Genomic DNA, 21070 nt, shown 5'->3' with positions numbered 1-21070 from the left:
TGCCGGGCGGTGCCGGCCGATCAGGTGGCAACCGCGCAGGGCGCGGTAGAGGCAGTGGCAAGACGGTCGAAGTACTCGGTGGTCAGGGCGATCTGGCTGGCGGCATCCTCGGCGCGGTTGACCACCGCGCGGAACGCGGCATTCTCCGGCCGGTCCTTGGCGTACCAGCCCAGGTGCTTGCGCGCGATGCGCACGCCCTGTTCCTGGCCGTAGAAGTCGTGCAGAGCGTGCAGGTGGCCGAGCAGGATGTCGCGCACTTCCTCCAGCGTCGGCGGCGCCAGCAGTTCGCCGGTGGCCAGGTAGTGGGCGACCTCGCGGAAGATCCACGGGCGTCCCTGCGCGGCACGGCCGATCATCACCGCATCCACGCCGGTGCTGGCCAGCACCTGGGCGGCCTTGTGCGGCGAGTCGATGTCGCCGTTGGCCAGCACCGGAATGCGCAGCGCGGCCTTGATCGCGGCGATGGTCTGGTATTCGGCCTGGCCGGTGTAATGCTGGTCGCGGGTACGCCCATGCACGGCCAGCGCGGCGATGCCGCTGTCTTCGGCGATGTGCGCGATGCGCGGGCCGTTGCGGTGGTCGCAGTCCCAGCCGGTGCGGATCTTCAGCGTTACCGGCACGTCCACCGCGTTGACCACCGCCGTGAGGATGCGCGCGACCAGGTCTTCATCGCGCATCAGCGCCGAGCCGGCCCAGGCGTTGCAGACCTTCTTGGCCGGGCAGCCCATGTTGATGTCGATGATCTGCGCGCCGTGGTCGACGTTGTAGCGCGCCGCCTCGGCCAGCTGCTGCGGTTCGGTGCCGGCGATCTGCACGCTGATCGGGTCCGGCTCGCCGGCATGGTCCATGCGGTGCAGGGATTTGCGGGTGTTCCAGAAGCGCGGATCGGAGATGGTCATCTCCGAGGCCGCCAGGCCCGCGCCCAGCTGTTTGCACAGCAGGCGGAAGGGCTTGTCGGTGACGCCGGCCATGGGCGCCAGCACCACGTTGGGCCGGATGTTGTAGGGGCCAATCTGCATTCGCGCATTGTAGTGCCGGCCGCTGGCCGGCAACCACGCAGGTACCGATACCTGTTCAGGCCGATCCGGAAGAGCCTGATGCGCTCCGGTCATGAGCATATGCTTGACGATTGCTTCCGCCGCCCCCGGCGGCGGCTGATGCTGGCGGGTTACCGGTCGCGGTTGCGCGCGAAAACGTACCGACCAACGTTCGCGTTCAGGGCGCCGGACCACAGGCATAGGCCAGCACGGCCAGATGCCGTTGCGGGTCGAGCCCGAGCAGGGCCAGGACGGCGGCATCCTCGAATGAGCCGATCGCGCAGCCGGCCGCGTTCATCGCCGCCACTTCCTGCCCCAGCGCCCCCAGCCAGACCCCGGCCTCGATCAACACGAAGCGACCACCGCGCTCACCGTACTTGGCCAGCGTGCCGGCCGGCTCGGCGACCAGGAACAGCACCGCTGCCGGCCGTTCTGGCCAATCCACGCCGAGCAGCCTGGACAGTGCCGGCCACGGCGGGCAGGGCGCCACCGGCACCAGTGCGTGTTCAAGCGGGTCGTACCAATGGATGCCCTGGGCTGCGATCGCATCGTCGCTGCCGTACAGCGCGGCATAGGCCTGGATCGGATACTTGGCGCCACCGGAAGGCAGGCGCCGGGTATCGCTGTTGCCGGGGCGGGCCCGCAACGGGGCCAGCACGCGGCCCAGTTCGCTTGCACCCCAGCGGGCGTCACCGAAACGGCGGCCACTGTGGCGCCGCGCCAGGGCATGGTCAGGTTGCACCGGGTCCGGCAAGGCGATGCCGGCCGCCGCATGCATCGGCCGTGGCGGCGAGCCGACGCGCGCGGCATCTTCGGCGATGCGCACGCGCATCACTTCGGCGCGCGCCGGATTGAGTTCGCCGTTGTGCCAGAACAGATGGAACAGCGGGGCATCCTGCCAGGGAGAAGGTGGTGACGGCATGCGGTCCTCGTGCCTCAGCCCAAAGGATGCGGGAAGGGATTGGGAAAATCGCGGCTGTGCGGCACGCCGGGATAGCGCCACGCTACGTCCCGGCAACGGCCGCCCAGGAACGGCGCTCGCTCGTCGGCATGCAGGCCGCTGAGTTGCGGCGACAGCACCCGCATCACCCGCAGTCCGGCAGCGGCCACATCGGCGGTGGTCAATTCGCGGTAGTACAGCGCGATGCCGGCGCTGCCGAGCCGGCGCCGCAGCAGATCCAGCTCGGCGATCGCGCGTTGCGCCGCGGGGCCGGCAACCGCGGCCGGCGGCGGCAGCTGCAACGTGCTGTCGCCTGCATCCCTCAGCAGCGGCAGCTGCGGCCACAGTTCCGGCCGCAGGGTGTAGAACGCGGCATGTTCGTCGAAGCTGCGCAGCGCGGCCGGTTCGCGCGGAAGGCGGTCGCCCTGGCGGCCACACAGGTGCGCGGCGAAGGTCAGCGCCTGCTGCCATTCCAGCAGCGCCTTGTGCAGCGCTTCGCCCGGATCGGCGCGGCAGGCGATGCCGAGCACGTGTCGGGGGCGGCCTTCAAACGGGATGCCGCCGGCGACGGCGATCACCGGGTGCGGGTTCCATTGCTGGGTCAGGTCGAAGGCCTGCAGTTGGCCACCGCGCTCGGCCACATGGGCTTGCCACGGCGCCGGCAGGGCGATTCTCCGGCCGGCCACGCCGTTGAGCCAGGTGACCGCCAGCGCGTCGCGCTCCAGCAGCTCCTGGGCCGCGCGCAGCAGCGCCAGCCAGGCGCCATCGCGGCCATCACGCCAGGCCGCCAGGCCGGTGGAGGTCGACGGCAGTCGCGCCTGGCCGCTGCGCGGCCCCAGCCCGACCAGTTCCTGCGGCACCCAGGTCACCCGGTTGTCGTCCAGCGCATGCACCGCGGCGAACAGATCCTCGTCGTGTTCGGGCATCGGCCATGGGAAGCCCGGCGCTGCGCGCTGGCTGGCCGAGAACAGTGCGAATGCCGATTCGTCCAGGCGTTGTGCGGGTGTCAGCGCACCGCGGGCACGCACCTCCAGGCCGGCCTGCGCCGCCGCCAGCCGCTCCAGCGCTTCGGCGACCGCGCCATCGGCGGCCGCATCGGCATCCAGCGCGACCGCGCCTGAAACGCCCTGCCAGGGATTGGCCGGGTCGGCCGGGGTGGCGGCATTGTGCACCCGCCGTCCGTCGAACAATGGGCCGGTCGCATCGCAGGCGCTGGCCTGGATCGGCTGCGCCGGGCGCACCAGGCCGCAGCGCGGGCGCGCCGCGCCATGCAGCAGGTGCGAAGACAGCGTGGGCGTGTGCCGCTCCGCCGCATCCCCGGCGGACCGGTTCATTTCATCAGGCTCAGCCAGAGCACCATTTCGAGCGCGCCGGCGGCGAACAGGCCCAGCAGCAGGCAGATGCCGATGCCGATGCCGCGCCCGAGCGAACGCCCCGAGCGCTCGTGGACGATGGCGTAGAGGCCGACGAACACCGCGACAGCGACGAACAGGCCGAATATCGGGCTGCCGATGCTCATGAAAAGGCCACCGCCGGCTGCTGCCAGCGGCAAGGCGAACAGCCCCAGCAGCACCCGGCTGGGGCGGCTCAGCCCGGCCACCGGCACGGCAGGTGCGGTTGTCCTGGTCAGGTCCGGGTCCACCGCGACGGCCGGTTCCTGCAGCGGCCCGGGTGGCTGGGTGCCAATGCCGGTGTCGGCAGTGGCCTGCACTGCGCTGCCGGCCGCTGCGGGCGCCATCGGTTGCAGCGAGCCGAGCACCATCGCCGACAGCACCGAGGTGCCAAGCAGGGTGACGATGCAGGAGCTGCAGGTGGTCGACGTCGAACCGCCGCCAGCCGCGGCAAGATCCTGGCGCGAGGCACTGGCATCGAACTGGGTAGGCAGGCGGTACATACGGTCACTCCATTGACGGCTGGGCGAACGCCCGGCACATGGCCGACATTATCACGGCAGCCCGGCGTTCCAGGGCAGCGACAGCGGTGCCGGCAGCGATGCCCCGCCGCCCCGGCAGGCGGGGCACCAGGGCAGCCGCAGCACCCGGTCGCGCTCGCCGTGCAGGCGGTGCAGGTCCAGCCAGACGCTGCGTTCGAGATACCCCAGCAACAGCTGTGGCTGATCCAGCAGGGGCGCGACCAGCGCGGCGATCCGTGCCGGCTGCGCGGCGACCGCCGGCATCGCCGGCACCGCCGCTTCGCCCCAGCGGCGCAGCACCCGGTTGCCCAGGCAGTACACGCAGGCGCTCTGGCCAGGCACCACATAGGGCCCGAGCGCGAGCGTGTGGTGATAGCTGAGGTCCAGCAGCAGGTGCGGTTGCGCCGGCATCCGTGCGCGGTAGCGGCTCAAGGCCTGTTCCCAGCCGAGCCCATGCCGGACCAGTACCAGCAGTTCGGCATCGGCGGGGGTATCGACGCGCTGCAGGTCAGCGCTGCCATGGCGGTCGAAGGCGTCGGCCAATCCGGGCAGCGGTTCGCCGAGCCAATCCAGTGCGTAGCGCTGCACCCTGTGCACGGCCTGCAGCGGCGCCAGCACACCGAGGCGGACCAACTGGCGGACCGCCGGGCCGCAGTCGGCATCGTCCTGCAAGGTCGCCAGCGTGTCGTCCTGCCAGTGGCCGAGGATCCGTTCGACGACTGCCGGGGTATCGGCCTCATCGACTACATACACTTCGTCGGCGCCACCGGATACCAGCAGCAGTTGGCGCTGCGCATGGGTCTGCGCGAACAGGGTCCAGGCCGGATTGCGCGTCCAGCGCGGTTGGCCAGCGTGCGTGCCTGCTTGTCCCTGACTGCCTGCTGCTGTCACTGCGCCCAGTCCGTGCATCCGCCAAAGCGCAAGCATAGCGGCAAACAGGCGCGCCACGTTCTGCTACGGTGCGCGCGTGCCTGAACCCTCTATTGCCAACGCTCCGGTCCCCCAGCCGCCCTGGCGCGAGGCCATGCTGTGGATGCTGCTGCTCGGCGCGATGTTCATCCACGGCTACAGCTGGACCAACCAATGGGCCGCCAGCCAGGCCCAGACCTACAGCCTGCATGGTCGCTGGGACGACGCGGTCCCGTTCTGGGCGTGGACGATCTGGCCCTACCTGGCGCTGAACCTGCTTTACCCGCTGACCTTCTTCATCTGCCCGACCCGATCGGCACTGCGCCGCCATGCGCTTGCCATTGCCCTTGTGCAGGCCGTCTGCATGGTCGCCTTCGTGTGCTGGCCGACCGGCAATATCCGGGCAGTGCCGGAGCCGGAGGGCGCCAGCGGGCTGTTGTTCGCACAACTGCGGGCGTTCGAGGCGCCGTTCAACATGGCCCCGTCGCTGCATGCCGCCGTACTGGTGCTGGTATGGCAGGCATGGCTGGGCGGGTTGCAGGCCACTGCGGTGCCATTGCGCTGGCTGTGGCATGGCGCCTGTGGCCTGATCCTGCTGTCGACCCTGACCACCTGGCAGCACGATCTGCTGGATGTGCTTGCTGGACTGCTGCTCGGGGTGCTGGCGCTGTGGATCGCCCGATCGGTGCCGATGCCGCGTAGGCCAAGTGGCTGACCGGCCGGACACGACGATGCATCCAAAAAAGGTTCTTCGCCGATTTACGGGAAGTCAGCTACACACTAAAGCCTCAGATCAACGGCAATGACCGACGTATGCGCTGATTGGGCTGGCGCGGGTGGGTTGGCGGGACACGCCGTGAACCCATCCGTGGGGGCTTGGCGAAAACATCCATGTTTTCGACAGTCCCGCCAACCCACCCACGCCAACCCTCCACACATGGCCGGTGCGCATGGGAAAGCATAGGTCCGAGCCACGCTCTGGTAGCGCCACACCCAAGGAACGGCATCCGACCACGGGTCGGAACTACCTGCGGATGGCAGGCGAATGGGCAGCATGAATCCGACCATTGGTAGATTGCTATTGCTATTGCTATTGCTATTGCTATTGCTATTGCTATTGCTGCTGCTGTTGCCCGTGATCTTGATCTACCTCCCCCTTGGAGCGAGCCGAGCATCGCAGCGGCAGCGGGGGCGAAGAGGCGCGGGTGTCTGAGCGTAGCGAGTTCCGCGCCGTCCCCCGATGACGCGAGAAGCGCAGGGCACCGGCGGGCAACGCCCGCCGGCGAGCGGACGGGGGCGTGTTCTTTGGTTACTTTCTTGCACGAGCAAGAAAGTGACTCGCGCCCCGAAGGGGCACGAAACGCTTATGAAGCTAACCGCGAAGCGGCAACACAGCAACGGCGTCCGGCCAGCGGCCGGCACTACCTGCTTTCCTGCAATGCCATGACCTTTGGGCGGTAGCCCCGGACATGGGCGAAGAACCAAAAAAAAGGCCAGCGCGAACGCTGGCCATGGTATCGGTATTGGTGACGAGGCTTACTTGTTCTCGGCATCATCCGGGGTGAAGTGCGGCATCGCCACGGCGGCGCCTTCCTTCTCGGTGGAGCGGCCGGCGAACTGGTTGGCAAAGCGCACGTGACGGATGAATGCCGCCTCGCCGTCCTGGGCGATCGACGCGCACAGCGCGCCGTTGAACGCATCGCCGGCGCCGGTGGTGTCCAGCACCTGCACCTGTTCGGCACCGACCCGGTAGTACGGCTGTGCATCGCCGCGCAGGTTTTCTTCGGCATGGGAGACAAACACGCCGACCGACCCCAGGGTCACCACCACCGTGCCATTGCCGACCAGCTTGCGGCACAGCGCGTGCAGGCTGGCGCCGTCCAGGGCGGCCACGTCGTCGGCGTCCACGCGTTCGCCGACATGGCGGCCGAGCAGGGCGGCGAACTCGGTTTCGTTCGGGGTCAGCACGTCGGCCAGCTTGAGCAGGCCGATGCTGGAGGGCGCGTCGGCCGGGGCGGCGTTGAGCACGGTGGTGACACCGGCCTGGCGGGCCAGTGCCAGTGCCGCTTCGATGGTTTCCACCGGCGACTCCAACTGCGCCAGCACCACCTTGGCACCGGCCAGCAGCGCGCGCTGGGCCTGGACGAAGTCCACGCTCAACGCAGCATTCGCGCCGGGGCCGATCACGATGGTGTTGCGCCCACGGCTGTCCACGTAGATGCCGCCGGTGCCGGTCGGCTCGGTGCTGGCTTCGGCAGCCAGCGCGAAGCCGTCCTGCGCGGCCAGGCCGCGGGCCATCGCACCGCCCGGGTCATCGCCCAGCGCGCAGACGAAGGTGGTCGGCGCGCCGGCGCGGCGGGCCGCCACGGCCTGGTTGAAACCCTTGCCGCCGGGACCGGTGCTGTAGCGCCCGGCGATGGTCGCACCCGGGGCGGGGAGCGACTCGCAACGCCAGACATGATCCACGTTGAAGGAACCGACGACCACGACACTGCTACTCATAAAGACTGTTTCTCGAAGAACGGATATCAGCTGAAATGCGTCAGCACGCCGGCGATGGTCGCCGTCATGAAGGTGGCGATGGTACCGCCCAGCACCGCGCGCAGGCCGAACCTGGCCAGATCGTGGCGACGTTCCGGGGCCAGCCCACCAATACCACCGATCTGGATGGCGATCGAGCTGAAATTGGCGAACCCGCACAGGGCGTAGGTGGCGATCAGGCGGCCTTCGGCCGACAGGCTCACGCCCGGTACCTGGCCGTTGATGATCTTGGACAGCTCCGTATAGGCCACGAACTCGTTGATGACCACCTTCTGGCCGATCAGCGAGCCCACCGTGGTGGCATCGGCCCATGGGGTGCCGATCACCCAGGCGATCGGGGCCAGCACGTAGCCGAAGATGCTGGCCAGGTCGATCGGGTGGCCGAGCCTGGCCTGCAGCCCGCTCACTTCGCCCAGCCAGGTCAGCGGGGCGTTGACCAGGGCGATCAGCGCGATGAAGGCCAGCAGCATCGCGCCGATGTTCAGCGCCAGCTTGAGGCCGTCGCCGGCGCCGGCCGCGGCCGCGTCGATGATGTTGCTGGAGGTCTTCTCCACTTCCATCTTGACCGTGCCGCGGGTCAGCGGGGTGCCGGTCTCGGGCACCAGCAGCTTGGCCACCACCAGGGTCGCCGGGGCGGCCATGATGCTGGCGGCCAGCAGGTGCTTGGCGTAGAACGCCTGCTCGACCGGGTCGCCGGCACCGAGCAGGCCCACGTAGGCGGCCAGCACGCCGCCGGCGATGTGGGCCATGCCGCCGATCATCATGGTGATCAGCTCGGACTCGGTCATCTTGGCGATGTACGGGCGCACCGTCAGCGGCGCCTCGGTCTGGCCGATGAAGACGCTGGCGCAGACGCTGGTGGTCTCCGCGCCGGACACGCGCATCACCTTGGTGATCGCCCAGGCCATGCCGCGCACGATCGCCTGCATCACGTTGAGGTGGTACATCACCCCCATCAGCGCCGAGAAGAAGATGATGGTCGGCAGCACCTGGAAGGCGAAGATGAAGCCGAACTGCTTGGTGTCCATCAGGCTGCCGAAAATGAAGCCCGAGCCGGCATTGACGAACTCCAGCACCTTGACGAAGCCCTTGCCCAGCGCATCGAACACCTCCCGGCCACCTGGCACCAGCAGCACCACCGCCGCAAAGGCGATCTGCAGGGTGATACCGGTTACCACCAGGCGCCAGTCCACGGCACGCTTGTTGTTCGAGAACAGCCAGGCGATGCCGATCAGCACCGCCAACCCGAACAGGCCGAAGCCAATCCTGCCCAAACCTTCGACCATGAGACTTCCCTTGGGGGTGCGGCGAAAAACGGGAAGCCTATAGCGGTGGCCGGGGCGGAGCAAGGAAAAGCGGCGTCCACGGGCCGATCGACCGTGATCGGGCAAGTATCCACAAGGGTTTGGGGCCGTGCAGGGCTACACTGGATGCGAATCGTTCCTGCCCGGATGCGGGCCCGCAACACGGAGAATCGCATGCAGTACCGCCGTCTTGGCCACACCGGCCTGAAGCTGTCGGCCTTGTCTTTTGGCGCCTGGGTCACCTTCGGCGACCAGATCGGCCGCGACGAGGCGCGCAACCTGGTGGCCAGCGCCTGGGACCACGGCATCAACTTCTTCGACAATGCCGAAGGCTACGCCCGCGGCCGCGCCGAGCAGGTGATGGGCGATGTGATCGCCGACCTGCGCCTGCCCCGCGATGGCTTCTGCGTGTCCAGCAAGGTGTTCTTCGGCGCGGTCGACGACCCGCGCCCGACCCAGCACGGCCTGTCGCGCAAGCATGTCACCGACGCCTGCCACGCCGCGCTCAGGCGCCTGCGGGTGGACTACCTGGACTTGTACTACTGCCACCGCCCGGACCCGGATACCCCGATCGCCGAGACCGTGCTGGCCATGGACACCCTGATCCGCCAGGGCAAGGTGCTGTACTGGGGCACCTCGGAGTGGTCGGCCGCGCAGATCCAGGAGGCGGTCGCCATCGCCCGCGCCGGGCACCTGCACCTGCCCTCGATGGAGCAGCCGCAATACAACCTGCTGCACCGGGAACGGGTGGAGCGCGAATACGCCCCCCTGTATGCCGACCCGGGCCTGGGCACCACGGTCTGGTCGCCGCTGGCCTCGGGCCTGCTGACCGGCAAGTACAACGCCGGGGTGGACGCGCAGTCGCGGCTGGGCCAGCAGCAGCTGGGCTGGCTCAAGGAGCTGGTGCTGGGCGAGCCGGCCGCGCAGCGCCTGGACAAGGTGCGCCGCTACACCGCCGTGGCCGCCGAGCTGGGTTGCTCGCCGGCGCAGCTGGCCATTGCCTGGTGCCTGCGCAACCCGAACGTGTCCAGCGTGATCCTGGGTGCCAGCAGGGTCGGCCAGCTGGAGGAGAACCTCGGTGCGCTGGACCTGCAGGTCGACGCGGCGGGTTGGGAGCGGGTGGAGGCGGCGTTCGCGTAATGCGGGGCGCTGCCCCCGCCTTGCGCGCGTTGATCGGTTTTCCGGGGAGCCGGCCAGCGGCCGGCACTACCCCCATGGGTCCGGCCGGTTCGTCTTATTGATAGATAAAATCTATTGAAAAATAGAAAACAATCATCAATTCCATCAGCCAATTTGCGAATGATTGTTGATTGTGAACTGAGAATCATTATCATTTGACTCGTCCCTCGCACGAGTCCAGACGATGATGAACACTCAAGCTGCTGTACTGCTGCGCCCCGAAACGCTCACTCTGCGCGACCGCCCGGTGCGCGTGGTGCCGCCGGAAGAAGTGATCGACAGCGAAGCCCTGCTCAAGGGCCGCCGCGAAATCCTGATCCAGCACGGCGATCGCTTCTACCGCCTGCGTCATACCAGCAACGACAAGCTCATTCTGACCAAGTAGTGCCGGCCGCCGGCCGGCTGCTCCAGGTCCGGCCGCGCCGCGGCCGCGCGATCGCCTGCCGTCCCGGGCATGCCGTTGTTCCTGCTCTCTCCCCCTCGATGCTTCGCCAGTGGCTGCGGCCGCTGGCGTCGGTCGGGGGTCTCTTTCGCTACCGCCGATGCCTGCCACGCCCATGAAGATCCGTCCCGATGCCCTGAGCGCCGCCTTGTGGCTGGCGCTGCCGATGGCCGCGCATGCCGCCGCCGATGCCGCCCCCGACGCGCGCCAGTTCGACCGGGTGCAGGTCACCGCCACCCGCACCGAGCGTGGGCTGAGCGATGTGGCCGCCACCGTCGATGTGATCGACCGCGAGCAGCTCGACAACCGGCTGGTGCACAGCATCAAGGATCTGGTCCGCTACGAGCCGGGCATCTCGGTGACCAGCAGCCCGGCCCGGTTCGGCCTGGGCGGCTTCCGTATCCGCGGCCTGGACGGCAACCGCGTGCTGATCCAGACCGACGGCATCGCCATGCCCAAGGCCTTTGCCATCGGCAGCTTCTCCGACGCCAACCGCAACTTCACCGACCTGGAAACGCTCAAGCAGGTCGAGATCGTGCGTGGCCCGGCCAGCGCCCTGTACGGCTCCGACGCGCTCGGCGGCGTGGTCGCCTTCGTCACCAAGGACCCGGCCGACTACCTGAAGGACGGGAAAAACAGCTACGTCGGGCTGAAGTTTGGTTATGACGGGCAGTGGCAAGGCCTGCTCGGCAGCGTCACTACCGCCTTCGGCGGCGACCGCTGGAGCGGCATGGTCAACCTCAACCACCGCCAGGGCCAGGAAACAGCCAGCCACGGCGATGTGCGCAGCCAGGACCGCACCCGTACTGCCGCCAACCCGCAGGACCGCGACGGCCGCAGCGTACTGGGCAAACTGGTCTATGCGCCCAGCGATACCCAGCGTTTGCGCCTGACCGTGGAAGGCAACGAAGACAGCGTGGACACCGATGTGCTGTCAGCGATCGACCACACCACCACCACCGGCATGAAGGCGCGCGACCACCAGACCCGCGCACGGGTGTCGCTGGCCCACGAGATGGACGAGGTCGGCCTCGGCCTGGCCGACAGCCTGTCCTGGCAGTTGTACCGCCAGGACAGCGAAACCACCCAGCGCACCGATGAAAGCCGCGCCAACCGCAGCACCCGCCACCGCCAGTTCAACTTCGACCAGCGCGTATACGGCCTGCAGGCCGCGTTCCACAAGGCGTTGCAGACCGGTACGGTCGAGCATGCGCTCACCTACGGCGTGGATGGCACCTGGACCGAAACGCGGCAGAAGCGCGATGGCTACCAGGTGCTGGCCAACGGCCAGGTCAGCAGCACGATCCTGCCCGATGCGTTCCCGGTGCGCGATTTCCCGGTCAGCAAGACCACCGAGCTGGGCCTGTACGCGCAGGATGAAATGCGCCTGGCCGACGGCCGCTTCTCGCTGGTGCCGGGGGTGCGCGTGGACCACTACGAACTGCGCCCGGACGTGGACGCCATCTTCGCCGCCGACAACCCCGGCGTGGCCGTGTCGAACCTGACCAAGACCAGCGTGTCGCCCAAGCTGGGCATGGTCTGGCGCTTCGCCGACCAGTGGTCGCTGTTCGCCGGCTACGCCCATGGCTTCCGCTCGCCGCCGTACAACGATGTCAACCTGGGCTTCACCAACGTGATGTTCGGCTACACCGCCATTCCCAACCCGGACCTGAAGCCGGAAACCAGCGATGGGCTGGAACTGGGCGTGCGCTTCATCGCCCCGGCGGCCTATGTGAGCCTGAGCGGTTACTACAACGACTACCAGGACTTCATCGAGTCCCAGCGCCAGGTCGGCACCAACAGCCAAGGCCTGATCGTGTTCCAGTCGCAGAACGTGGCCGATGCGGAAATCTACGGTGCCGAGCTGAAGGCCGGGGTCGACTTCGGCCAGATCAGCAGCGCGCTGCAGGGCTGGTCGGTGAACAGCTCGGTGGCCTGGTCGCGCGGCCAGAACAAGACCGAAGACGTGCCGCTGGAATCTATCGATCCGCTGCGCGGCACCGTGGGCATCGCCTTCGACCGCGACAGCTGGGGCGTGGAACTGGCCGGGACCTTCGCCAGGCGCAAGGACCGCCTGCCGCCGGCCATCGGCATCAGCCCGCCGTTCGCGCCGGCCGGCTATGGCGTACTGGACCTGATGGCGCACTGGGACTTCGCGCCCGGGGCCAAGGTCAACGTGGGCGTGTTCAACCTCGGCGACCGCCGCTACATCGACTACTCGGCGATCACCACGGCGCTGGCCACCAACAGCGCGGTGATCGACCGCTTCACCAACCCCGGCCGCACCGTGTCGGCCAGTCTTTCCGTGAGCTGGTAGCCCTATGAGCCGCGCCCTGTCCGCACTGCGATCGACCGACCGGGCGCGGTACCCCGGCCGCCTTCCCACCGCGCGGCAGCTGGCATCGCTGGGCACCGTGCTGTGCCTGTACCGCCCGGAGAGCAGCGAGCTGGGCGGCTGGAAACACGCGGTCTGCGCGCATGCCTGCCATGGCATGGACAGCGAGGGCATCCGCGAAAGCCTGTGCTTCTCCGATGCGCGCGGCCGCTGCTGCTGGCGGCTGTACCTGCTGCCGGACAGCGACTTCCTGGCCTGGGACCGGCTGGTGTCGGCGTTCCCGGCGCGGCCGGAGCCGGTCAACGATGGCAGCGTGGCCGAGCGGCTGTGGCGGCGCCTGGCCACGCGTCTGGGCGCCGAGCCGTGGCGGATGTGCGCGCTGCGCCTGCACGCCGGCGACGGGCAGCCGCTGTCGGCCAGCCTGGCCTCGCTGTCGTCGCTGGGGGCCGACGCGGCGCGCCGCATCGGCCACATGGAAGGGGCCGAAGGCGAACTGTGGGTCGATGATTGCTGCTGTGCCTCGGCCACGCGCCTTGCCCCGCCGCTGCGCGACCCCGCCGAGGCGCCGCTGATCCGCCTGTGATCGAACCAAGGAACCTCGTTGGCCGCGGACGGCCAGGATTTTTTTGCATGCCACTCCTGAAGGAACCCCAGATGAAACTCCAGACAGCCAGCGTAGTGGTCCTGCTTGCCAGCAGTGCCGCCGCCTACGCCCAGCCCTCCACGCTGCAGCGCGACCACGACAGCATCATGGCGATGAAGGGCGAATACATCGTCGATTTCGCCTTCGACGAAACCGTGCTGCTCAAGCCGGGCTATGAGCGCGCGCCGGCCGTGCGCAGCGGTGGCAACGAGGTGGTGATCGTGGTGGAGGACAGCCCGAAGCGGGTGGTCCTGCAGCACCTGCTGGTGGATCCCAAGAGCGGCCACGTGACCAAGCACTGGCGCCAGGACTGGGTCTACGAGGCACCGAACCGTTTCGAGTTCAGCGCCGACCAGACCTGGCAGGTGCGCAGCATTCCGGCGGCGGTCAATGCCGGTGCATGGACCCAGTGCGTATACGAGGTCAGCGACGCGCCACGCTACTGCGGCACCGGCAAGTGGGCCTACGCCAACGGCGTGGCCACCTGGACCAGCGACCTGGGCTGGCGCCCGCTGCCGCGCCGCGAGTACACCCGGCGCAGCGACTACAACGCGCTGGCGGTGGTCAACCGGCATACCTTGACGCCGAACGGCTGGACCCACGAACAGTTCAACACCAAGATCCTGCGCGGTGCCGATGGCAGCCAGCAGGAGATCGCCCGCGAGTTCGGCTTCAACGATTACAACAAGACCACCGAGGTGGATTTCAAACCGGCCTACGATTACTGGACCGCAACGGCCGGCTACTGGAGCAAGGTGCGCCAGCGCTGGAACGGTTTCCTTGGCCAGGCGCCGGGCGTGCACCTGAAGACCAAGCTGGACGGGATGGCGATGATCATTCCGCTGTTCACCCAGGCCCAGGACATCCAGGACGGCAAGAAGGTCAAGGACGCGCAGATCGACGCGGTGTTCAAGCAGTGGGTGGAAAAGGCGCCTGCAGAAGTCGCGCGGTAGAGCCACGCCATGCGTGGCTGCTTTCCCACCGGCTCAGCGCCATTCATGATGAAGGGCTGCCCGCTGCCCTTCACTCTGTGCAGAGAGACGCCAGTGCGTCAACCGACCAACGGTCGGTTGCTACCGGAACGATGGCGTTGCCCTCATTCCTTGAACATCAGCAACGCGGCCACCACGATCAAGCCGAACGCGGCGTAGTGGTTCCATTTCAACGGCTGGTCCAGGTACACCGCCGAGAACACTGCGAACACCACCAGCGTGATCACCTCCTGCATGCCCTTGAGCTGCGGCGCCGAATACACCGCGCTGCCCAGCCGGTTGCCCGGCACCTGCAGGCAGTACTCGAAGAAGGCGATGCCCCAGCTGACCAGGATCACCATCAGCAACGGCGCGCTCTTGTACTTGAGGTGCCCGTACCAGGCAACGGTCATGAAGATGTTGCTGCCCAACAGCAGCAGCACGGGATAGAGGTAGGCAGTGAACGGCGTGCCGGGCATCCGGGCGGTCTCAACGAGGCAGGGGCGCGCAGCATAACGCCGCACGCCCCCGCACCGTGTCACTGCCGGCTGAAGGCCGCCGCCGCGCCGCCCCGCCGCGCCCTCACACCTCGCGCAATGCCAGTGCCGGCGGGGTATGCAGGATCTGCCGCGTGCCCCACCAGCCGGCCAGCATGCTCAAGCCCACCCCGATCGCACCGCCGGCCAGCAATGGCGCCCACGGCGGGCTCAGGGTCAGCTCGAACACCTGCCGTGCCACCACGCTGCCCAGCACCGCCGCGGTACCCACCGCCAGCAGCGCCGACAACAACCCCAGCGCCCCGAACTCGACCAGCACCGCCCCGCGCAGCTGGGTGCGCGTGGCGCCCAGCGTGCGCAGCACCGCGCTGTCGTAGCGGCGCTCGCCGGCGGTGGCCTGCAGCGCGGCCAGCAGCACCAGCAGCCCGGCCAGCAGGCTGAAGCCCATCACCAGCTGCACCGCCTGGGTTACCCGGTCGACCACCTCGCGTACCCGCGCCAGGATGCCGTCGATGTCCAGCAGCGAAATGTTCGGGTAATCGCGGGTCAGCCCGGCCAGTGCCGGTGCCTGCGCGCGCGGCAGGTGGAAGGCGGTGATCAGGTTGTACGGCGCATCGCCGACCGCCCCCTCGTTGAGCAGAAGGAAGAAGTTGACCCGGAACGAATCCCAGTCGGCCTTGCGGATGCTGGTGATGGTGAAGCTGCGCTGTTGCTCGCCCATCTGCAGCGCGATCCGGTCGCCCAGCTTCATGCCGTAGCGTTCGGCCCAGCCCTGTTCGATCGAGGCCTCGGCCGCGGTGCTGCCCGCTGCCCAGTAGCGCCCGCTCAGCAGCGTATTGGCCGGTGGAAAATCGTGCCGCCAGGAGAAATTGACCGGGCGGTTGGCATCGTCGTCCTCGTTGCTGTTGTCCTGGCGCTGCTGCCGTTGCGGCGGGCGGCCGTTGACCGTCAACAGGCGCCCGGTACTGAACGGCTCGATGCCCGGCGCGGCCACGCCCAGCGCGCCCAGCGCCGCCACCACCGCGCCGCGCTGCTCGGGCTGGATGTTCATCAGGAAGTAGTTCGGCGTGTCGGTGGGCAGGCGGTCGCGCCACTGCGCCAGCAGGCCCGGCCCGATCACCGACAGCAGCAACAGCGCGCACAGCGACAGCGACAGCCCCACCAGTTGCACCACCGCCAGCCCGCGCCGCCGGGTCAGGGCCGCCAGGCCCAGCTTCCAGCGTCCGCGCAGGCGCGGTTGCAGGGTGCGCAGCAGCCACAGCAGCAGCGCGCCCACCGCCCCGGCCACCGCCGCCAGCGCGGCCAGCCCACCGAGCACCCAGCCGGCCAGCTTCACATCGCCGGTGGCCTGCACGGTCAGCGCCACCGTGGCCGCCAGCGCGGCGGCGTAGACCAGCAGCGAGCTGGGCGGCAGCGCGGCGAAACTGCGGTTGAGCACCCGCATCGGCGGCACGCGGCGCAGCCGCAGCAGCGGCGGCAGGCCAAAGCCGAGCAGCAGTACCAGACCAATGCCGGCCCCGCTCAGCGCCGGGGTGGCCTGCGGCAGCGGCAGCCGGTTGGGAATCAACCCGCCCAGCGCCTGCACCAGCCCGGCCTGTGCGGCCATGCCCAGGCCGATCCCGACCAGGCAGGCCGGTACCGCCAGCATCACCAGCTGCAGCGCCATCGCGCCGAGGATGTCGCGCTGGCGCGCGCCCAGGCAGCGCAGGATGGCCACCTGGTCGATCCGGCGCAGCGCGAAGCGGTTGGCCGCCAGCGCGGTGGCCACGCCGGCCAGCAGCACCGCCAGCAAGGCAGCCAGCGACAGGAAGCGCCCGGCCAGGTCGAACGCGCCGCGCACGCCGCGCTGGGTATCGGCGATGCCGACGATGCGGTAACCCTTGGCCTGCGGTGCCAGCCAGGTACGGAAGTCGGCGATGCGCGCCGCGTCACCGGCGAACATCATCCGGTAGGACGCGCGGCTGCCCGGGCCGAGCAGGCCGGCGGCATCCACGTCGGCGCGGTTGACCAGCAGCGGTGGCGACAACTGCATCAGTTCGCCGGAGGTGTCCGGCTCGGCCTGCAGCACGCGGCTGACGGTGAGCGTGCCGGCGCCGAACTCCAGCGCATCGCCAACCTCCAGGCCCAGTGCCTGCATCAGCCGCGGGTCGGCATAGGCCTGGCCGGGCGGTGGCGTGCCGGCGGCTTCGCTGGCCCCGCCGTGCAGGTCGCGGGCCACGCGCAGTTCACCGCGCAACGGGTAGCCGGCGCCCACCGCCTTGATGTTGGCCATCTGGCTGGCATCGCCATGGAACAGCACGCTGGGGAAGCTGACCAGGCGCGTGCTGGCCAGCCCACGCGCCTGCGCGGCGGCGGCGAAGGCCGGCGGAATATCCTCGCGCCCGCTCAGGCCGAGGTCGCCACCGAGCATCTCGGCCGCACTGCCGGTCAGCGCCAGGGTGACCCGGTTGACCAGGGTGCCTACCGCGGTCATCACCGCCACGCCCAGCACCAGCGCGGCGAACACGGTCAGCAGGTCGCCGGCCAGGAATTCCCGGCGCAGCGCCCGGGCGGCATGCCGGAACACATTCATGCCGTAGCGCCGGCAACGCGGTCGACCAGGCGGCCACCGTCGAGCTGGTAGATGCGCTGGCAGCGCTGGGCCAGGCGCAGGTCATGGGTGACTAGCACCAGGGTGGTATCGCTGGTGGCGTTGAGCGCGAACAGCAGGTCGCTGATCTGCTGGCCGGTGGCCTGGTCCAGGCTGCCGGTGGGTTCATCGGCGAACAGGATGCGCGGCCGGGCCACGAAGGCACGCGCCAGCGCCACCCGCTGCTGCTCGCCGCCGGACAGTTGGCGCGGGTAATGGCGCGCGCGATGGCTGAGCCCGACCTGTTCCAGCACCTCGCGCACCCGCGCTGGGTCTTCGCGGCCGGCCAGCTCCAGCGGCAGCGCGATGTTCTCGGCGGCGGTCAAGGCCGGCAGCAGGTGGAAGCTCTGGAACACAAAGCCCACCTCGCGTGCGCGCAGCTGCGCGCGGGCTTCTTCGTCCAGGTCGTTGAGTTCGGCGCCGGCCAGGGCGATGCGGCCGCGGCTGGGCAGGTCCAGCCCGGCCAGCAGGCCGAGCAGGGTGGTCTTGCCGGAACCTGAAGCGCCGACGATGGCCACGCTCTCGCCTTCATGGACGGTCATGCCAATGTTGTCCAGTATGTGGACTTCACCCTCCGGGCCACGCGCGGATTTGCCCACTTGGTGGGCGGCGATGGCGACGGGCGCGCTGCGGGGGGACAGGCTGTCGATGAGGATTCTCCAATGCATGCAACGATGTGGAAGGGCGGTACCGGTCCGATGCGCTGGCTGCTGGCCTGGCTGCTGCTGGTGCCGTTGCTGGCCAGCGCGCAACCGGCGGCCACCGGCCCTACGGTGCTGGTGGTCGGCGACAGCCTCAGTGCCGCCCACAATATCCCGGCCGCTTCGGGCTGGGTAAACCTGCTTCAGCAGCGGGTTAGGCAACAGATGAAGGCGCCGCCGGCGATCGTCAATGCCAGCATCAGCGGCGAGACCACCGCCGGTGCGCTGACCCGCCTGCCGGGCCTGCTGGCCCGGCACCGGCCGTCGGTGGTGGTGATCGAGCTGGGCGGCAACGACGCCCTGCGCGGGCTGACCCCGGTGCAGCTGCGCGGCAACCTGGAGAAGATGATCGTGGCCAGCCAGAAGGCCGGGGCCAAGGTGCTGCTGCTGGGCATCGACGTACCGCCCAACTACGGCCCGGCCTACCGCCAGCGGCTGAAGGAGGTCTACGCCGGGCTGGCCCGCCAATACAAGGTGCCGCTGCTGCCGTTCCTGCTGGAGGGGGTGGCGCTGCAGCCCGGGCTGATGCAGGCCGACGGCCTGCACCCCACCGCAGCCGGGCAGCCGCGGGTGCTGGAGAACGTGTGGCCCCTGCTCAAACCCTTGCTGTGACCGGGGTTTGACCTTATTCCCGATCCGGATGTGAGCGGCTTCACATCGCGTCCACTGCCGATGCGGCATGTTTCACAAAGCTGAAGAAAGAGGGAATCCCATGCGTCAGACAAAGGAGACCTCCGGCCTGGTGCTGGTGGTCGAAGACAACCGCAATATTTCCGAGATGATCGGTGAATACCTGGAAGGCCGCGGCTTCGAGGTCGATTACGCCCAGGACGGGCTGGACGGCTATCGGCTGGCGGCGGAGAACAGCTACGACGTGGTCGTGCTGGACCTGATGCTGCCGCGTCTTGATGGCATCGAAGTCTGTCGCCGGCTGCGTAACGATGCCCGCAAGTCGACCCCGGTACTGATGCTGACCGCCCGCGACACGCTGGATGACAAGCTCACCGGACTTGGGTTTGGCGCCGATGACTACCTGACCAAGCCGTTCGCCATCCAGGAGCTGGAGGCACGCCTGCGTGCGCTGATCCGCCGCGAGCGCCGCCAGGTGGGGTCGGAAGTGCTCAAGGTGGCCGACCTGGTGCTGGACCCGGTCAGCATGCGCGCCACCCGTGCCGGCACCGAGCTGCAGCTGTCGCCGATCGGCCTGCGCCTGCTCACCATCCTGATGCGCGAATCGCCGCGCGTGGTGACCCGCCAGGAAATCGAGCGTGAGATATGGGGCAACGGCCTGCCCGACTCGGACACCCTGCGCAGCCATCTGTACAACCTGCGCAAGATCATCGACAAGCCGTTCGACCGCCCGCTGCTGCACACCGTGCAGAGCGCCGGCTACCGTATTGCCGATATCGCCCAACCGATGAGCTGATGCTGCTGTTGGTGGTTGGGCCATGACCGGCGGGGTCCTGCGGGCCCCGGATCGAGGCGACGTCCCGGCTCTTGCCGGGGCGTTGTCGTTTTTTGCACGATGGAATCACGGCGCGCTTTCCTATAATCGCGGAGAACCGCTCTGGACCCCGTAATGCCGCACGGTCTGCCGCGCAAGATACGTATCGTCTTCATCCTCCAAGCCGTGCTGGCCAGCCTGGGCATCCTGCTGGGCGCGTGGCTGGTGTCGCTGGTGATCAAGCACAGCCTGGTCAGCAGCGCGCTGCGGGAGGAAGCGGCTTATTTCTGGCAGCTGCATGACGCCTCTGCGATGCAGCCGCCGCCCAATACCCAGAACATCCGCGGTTACCTGCTGGAGACCGGGCAGTCGCCATTGAGCCTGCCGGCCAATCTGCGCCGTCTTGAGCCCGGCTTCCACGAGCTCAAGGGCGACGACCAGCTGGTGCTGGTGGATGCGCAGCCGGAAGGGCGGTTGTACCTGGTGTTCCTGCGCTCGCGCGCGGAGATGCTGGCGTTCTGGTTCGGGATCGTGCCGGTGCTGTTGACCCTGCTGGCGGTGTACGGGGCCTCCTGGATCACCTACCGGGCCTCCAAGCGGCTGGTGTCGCCGGTGAACTGGCTGGCGCGGCGGGTGTCGCGCTGGGACCCGGGCCACCCCGAGGCGACCGACCTGGCCCCGGACAAGTTGCCGGCCGACATGCAGGGCGAGACCCGGCAGCTGGCCGCGGCACTGCATTCGCTGGCCACGCGGGTGACCGCGCACGTGGCGCGCGAGCGCAATTTCACCCGCGACGCCAGCCACGAGCTGCGCACGCCGTTGACGGTGATCCGGGTGGCCAGCGATATGGCGCTGGGCGACCATGAACTGTCCCCGCGCCTGCGCCGCGGCCTGCACCGCATCCAGCGCGCCGGGCGCGACATGGAGGCGGTGATCGATGCCTTCCTGATCCTGGCCCGCGAGGCAGACGTGGAGCCGCAGATCGAGCTGTTCGATGTCAACGACATCGTCCGCTACGAGGTGGACAACGCACGCGAGCTGCTGGCCGGGCGGCCGGTGGAGGTGTTCGTGCACAGCGCCGGGCCGGTATACCTGCACGCGCCGCCGCGGGTGCTGCAGGTGGTGGTCAGCAATCTGCTGCGCAATGCCTGCAGTTACACCGATGAGGGGCAGATCGAGGTGGAGGTGCTGGAGGACCGGGTGGTGGTGTGCGATACCGGGATCGGGATGTCGGCCGAGGCGCTGGGGCGGGCCTTCGAGCCGTTCTACCGCGCCGAGCCGAGCCGTCCGCAGGGCACCGGGCTGGGGCTGTCGATCGTGCGCCGGCTGTGCGACCGCTTCGGCTGGAAGATCGCCTTGACCAGTGAGTTGGGGCAGGGGACGCAGGCGACGATCGTTTATCGGTGATGGTGTTGGCGACGGTGAGAACTGGAAGAGCAACAGCTGTTGTTGCCTGATTGTCTGCGTATGGGTGCGGCGTGGGCGGGTTCGCGGGACACGCCGTAAACCTGTGGTGGTCAAGCTTTTCTGGACACTGCCAAGGGGCGTTCAGGCCGCCTGCGCTTCGTGGAGCGCAGGCGGTACCA

The 21070-nt window shown here is 68.7% G+C and carries 19 protein-coding genes; 9 read left to right on the top strand and 10 right to left on the bottom strand.

Annotated elements, in window-relative coordinates; translation table 11 throughout:
• Nucleotides 1–20: 20 nt before the first annotated feature.
• The 5 genes from dusB to IC535_RS03910 form a co-directional block, all read right to left on the bottom strand.
• Nucleotides 21–1019 carry a tRNA dihydrouridine synthase DusB gene (dusB, locus tag IC535_RS03930; protein WP_228887458.1) on the bottom strand — a complete coding sequence of 333 codons (999 nt, stop codon included), beginning with the start codon at nt 1017–1019 and terminating at the stop codon, nt 21–23.
• A gap of 196 nt (nt 1020–1215) precedes the next feature.
• Entirely contained in the window at nt 1216–1959 is a 744-nt protein-coding gene (locus tag IC535_RS03925; RefSeq protein WP_228887457.1) for a SagB/ThcOx family dehydrogenase, read from the bottom strand.
• Nucleotides 1960–1973: 14 nt separating this feature from the next.
• Nucleotides 1974–3311, bottom strand: coding sequence for a YcaO-like family protein (locus IC535_RS03920; RefSeq protein ID WP_228887456.1), 1338 nt, complete (start codon nt 3309–3311; stop codon nt 1974–1976).
• A complete protein-coding gene (locus tag IC535_RS03915) occupies nt 3308–3871 on the bottom strand; it encodes a hypothetical protein (protein ID WP_228887455.1) in 564 nt (187 codons plus the stop codon). The genes IC535_RS03920 and IC535_RS03915 overlap by 4 nt, the downstream gene beginning before the upstream one ends.
• Nucleotides 3872–3922: 51 nt before the next feature.
• Nucleotides 3923–4780 (bottom strand): hypothetical protein, encoded by an 858-nt coding sequence (locus tag IC535_RS03910; RefSeq protein ID WP_228887454.1) that lies wholly within the window; start codon nt 4778–4780, stop codon nt 3923–3925.
• Between the two features lie 133 nt (nt 4781–4913).
• Here IC535_RS03910 and IC535_RS03905 point away from each other — a divergent pair, with 133 nt between their 5' ends.
• Complete coding sequence (locus IC535_RS03905; RefSeq protein ID WP_228887453.1) at nt 4914–5513, top strand: hypothetical protein; 600 nt, start codon at nt 4914–4916, stop codon at nt 5511–5513.
• Between the two features lie 821 nt (nt 5514–6334).
• Here the strand turns inward: IC535_RS03905 and IC535_RS03900 are convergent.
• Together IC535_RS03900 and IC535_RS03895 are read right to left on the bottom strand one after the other, a co-directional pair.
• Nucleotides 6335–7327, bottom strand: coding sequence for a ribokinase (locus IC535_RS03900; RefSeq protein ID WP_429000408.1), 993 nt, complete (start codon nt 7325–7327; stop codon nt 6335–6337).
• The gene (locus IC535_RS03895; protein ID WP_228887451.1) at nt 7327–8625 is read right to left on the bottom strand and encodes a NupC/NupG family nucleoside CNT transporter; all 1299 of its coding nucleotides are present in this window, start codon (nt 8623–8625) and stop codon (nt 7327–7329) included. The genes IC535_RS03900 and IC535_RS03895 overlap by 1 nt, the downstream gene beginning before the upstream one ends.
• A 192-nt stretch (nt 8626–8817) precedes the next feature.
• Here IC535_RS03895 and IC535_RS03890 point away from each other — a divergent pair, with 192 nt between their 5' ends.
• The 5 genes from IC535_RS03890 to IC535_RS03870 all read left to right on the top strand — a co-directional run bounded on the left by IC535_RS03890 (nt 8818) and on the right by IC535_RS03870 (nt 14195).
• Nucleotides 8818–9783: a potassium channel beta subunit family protein gene (locus IC535_RS03890; protein ID WP_228887450.1), complete on the top strand. Its 966-nt coding sequence runs from the start codon at nt 8818–8820 to the stop codon at nt 9781–9783.
• 223 nt (nt 9784–10006) lie between these two features.
• On the top strand, nt 10007–10207 hold the full coding sequence (hemP, locus tag IC535_RS03885; protein ID WP_017357220.1) for a hemin uptake protein HemP: 201 nt from the start codon (nt 10007–10009) through the stop codon (nt 10205–10207).
• 172 nt (nt 10208–10379) lie between these two features.
• On the top strand, nt 10380–12581 hold the full coding sequence (locus IC535_RS03880; RefSeq protein ID WP_429000407.1) for a TonB-dependent hemoglobin/transferrin/lactoferrin family receptor: 2202 nt from the start codon (nt 10380–10382) through the stop codon (nt 12579–12581).
• Nucleotides 12582–12585: 4 nt separating this feature from the next.
• The gene (locus IC535_RS03875; RefSeq protein WP_228887449.1) at nt 12586–13182 is read left to right on the top strand and encodes a Hemin transport protein; all 597 of its coding nucleotides are present in this window, start codon (nt 12586–12588) and stop codon (nt 13180–13182) included.
• A gap of 71 nt (nt 13183–13253) precedes the next feature.
• Nucleotides 13254–14195 carry a DUF6607 family protein gene (locus IC535_RS03870; protein WP_228887448.1) on the top strand — a complete coding sequence of 314 codons (942 nt, stop codon included), beginning with the start codon at nt 13254–13256 and terminating at the stop codon, nt 14193–14195.
• A 143-nt stretch (nt 14196–14338) separates the two neighbouring features.
• On the opposite strand, the gene IC535_RS03865 is transcribed toward IC535_RS03870, so the two are convergent.
• From IC535_RS03865 to IC535_RS03855, 3 genes are all read right to left on the bottom strand, one after another.
• Nucleotides 14339–14692, bottom strand: coding sequence for a DMT family protein (locus tag IC535_RS03865; RefSeq protein WP_228887447.1), 354 nt, complete (start codon nt 14690–14692; stop codon nt 14339–14341).
• A gap of 103 nt (nt 14693–14795) precedes the next feature.
• Nucleotides 14796–17282: an ABC transporter permease gene (locus IC535_RS03860; protein ID WP_228887446.1), complete on the bottom strand. Its 2487-nt coding sequence runs from the start codon at nt 17280–17282 to the stop codon at nt 14796–14798.
• Nucleotides 17279–17881 carry an ABC transporter ATP-binding protein gene (locus IC535_RS03855; RefSeq protein WP_228887445.1) on the bottom strand — a complete coding sequence of 201 codons (603 nt, stop codon included), beginning with the start codon at nt 17879–17881 and terminating at the stop codon, nt 17279–17281. Before IC535_RS03855 ends, IC535_RS03860 begins: the two co-directional genes overlap by 4 nt.
• A 120-nt stretch (nt 17882–18001) precedes the next feature.
• Between IC535_RS03855 and IC535_RS03850 the strand changes: the two genes are divergently transcribed.
• From IC535_RS03850 to IC535_RS03840, 3 genes are all read left to right on the top strand, one after another.
• Complete coding sequence (locus IC535_RS03850; RefSeq protein ID WP_306433110.1) at nt 18002–18652, top strand: arylesterase; 651 nt, start codon at nt 18002–18004, stop codon at nt 18650–18652.
• 100 nt (nt 18653–18752) lie between these two features.
• Nucleotides 18753–19466 carry a response regulator transcription factor gene (locus tag IC535_RS03845; RefSeq protein WP_019182442.1) on the top strand — a complete coding sequence of 238 codons (714 nt, stop codon included), beginning with the start codon at nt 18753–18755 and terminating at the stop codon, nt 19464–19466.
• Nucleotides 19467–19619: 153 nt separating this feature from the next.
• Complete coding sequence (locus tag IC535_RS03840) at nt 19620–20891, top strand: sensor histidine kinase (RefSeq protein WP_228887444.1); 1272 nt, start codon at nt 19620–19622, stop codon at nt 20889–20891.
• Nucleotides 20892–21070: the final 179 nt, after the last annotated feature.

This window comes from Stenotrophomonas rhizophila (assembly GCF_020857975.1).
Lineage (GTDB): Bacteria > Pseudomonadota > Gammaproteobacteria > Xanthomonadales > Xanthomonadaceae > Stenotrophomonas > Stenotrophomonas rhizophila_C.
The sequence above is the reverse complement of the archived record's forward strand: the minus strand, read 5'-3'. Positions and strand labels throughout refer to the sequence as shown.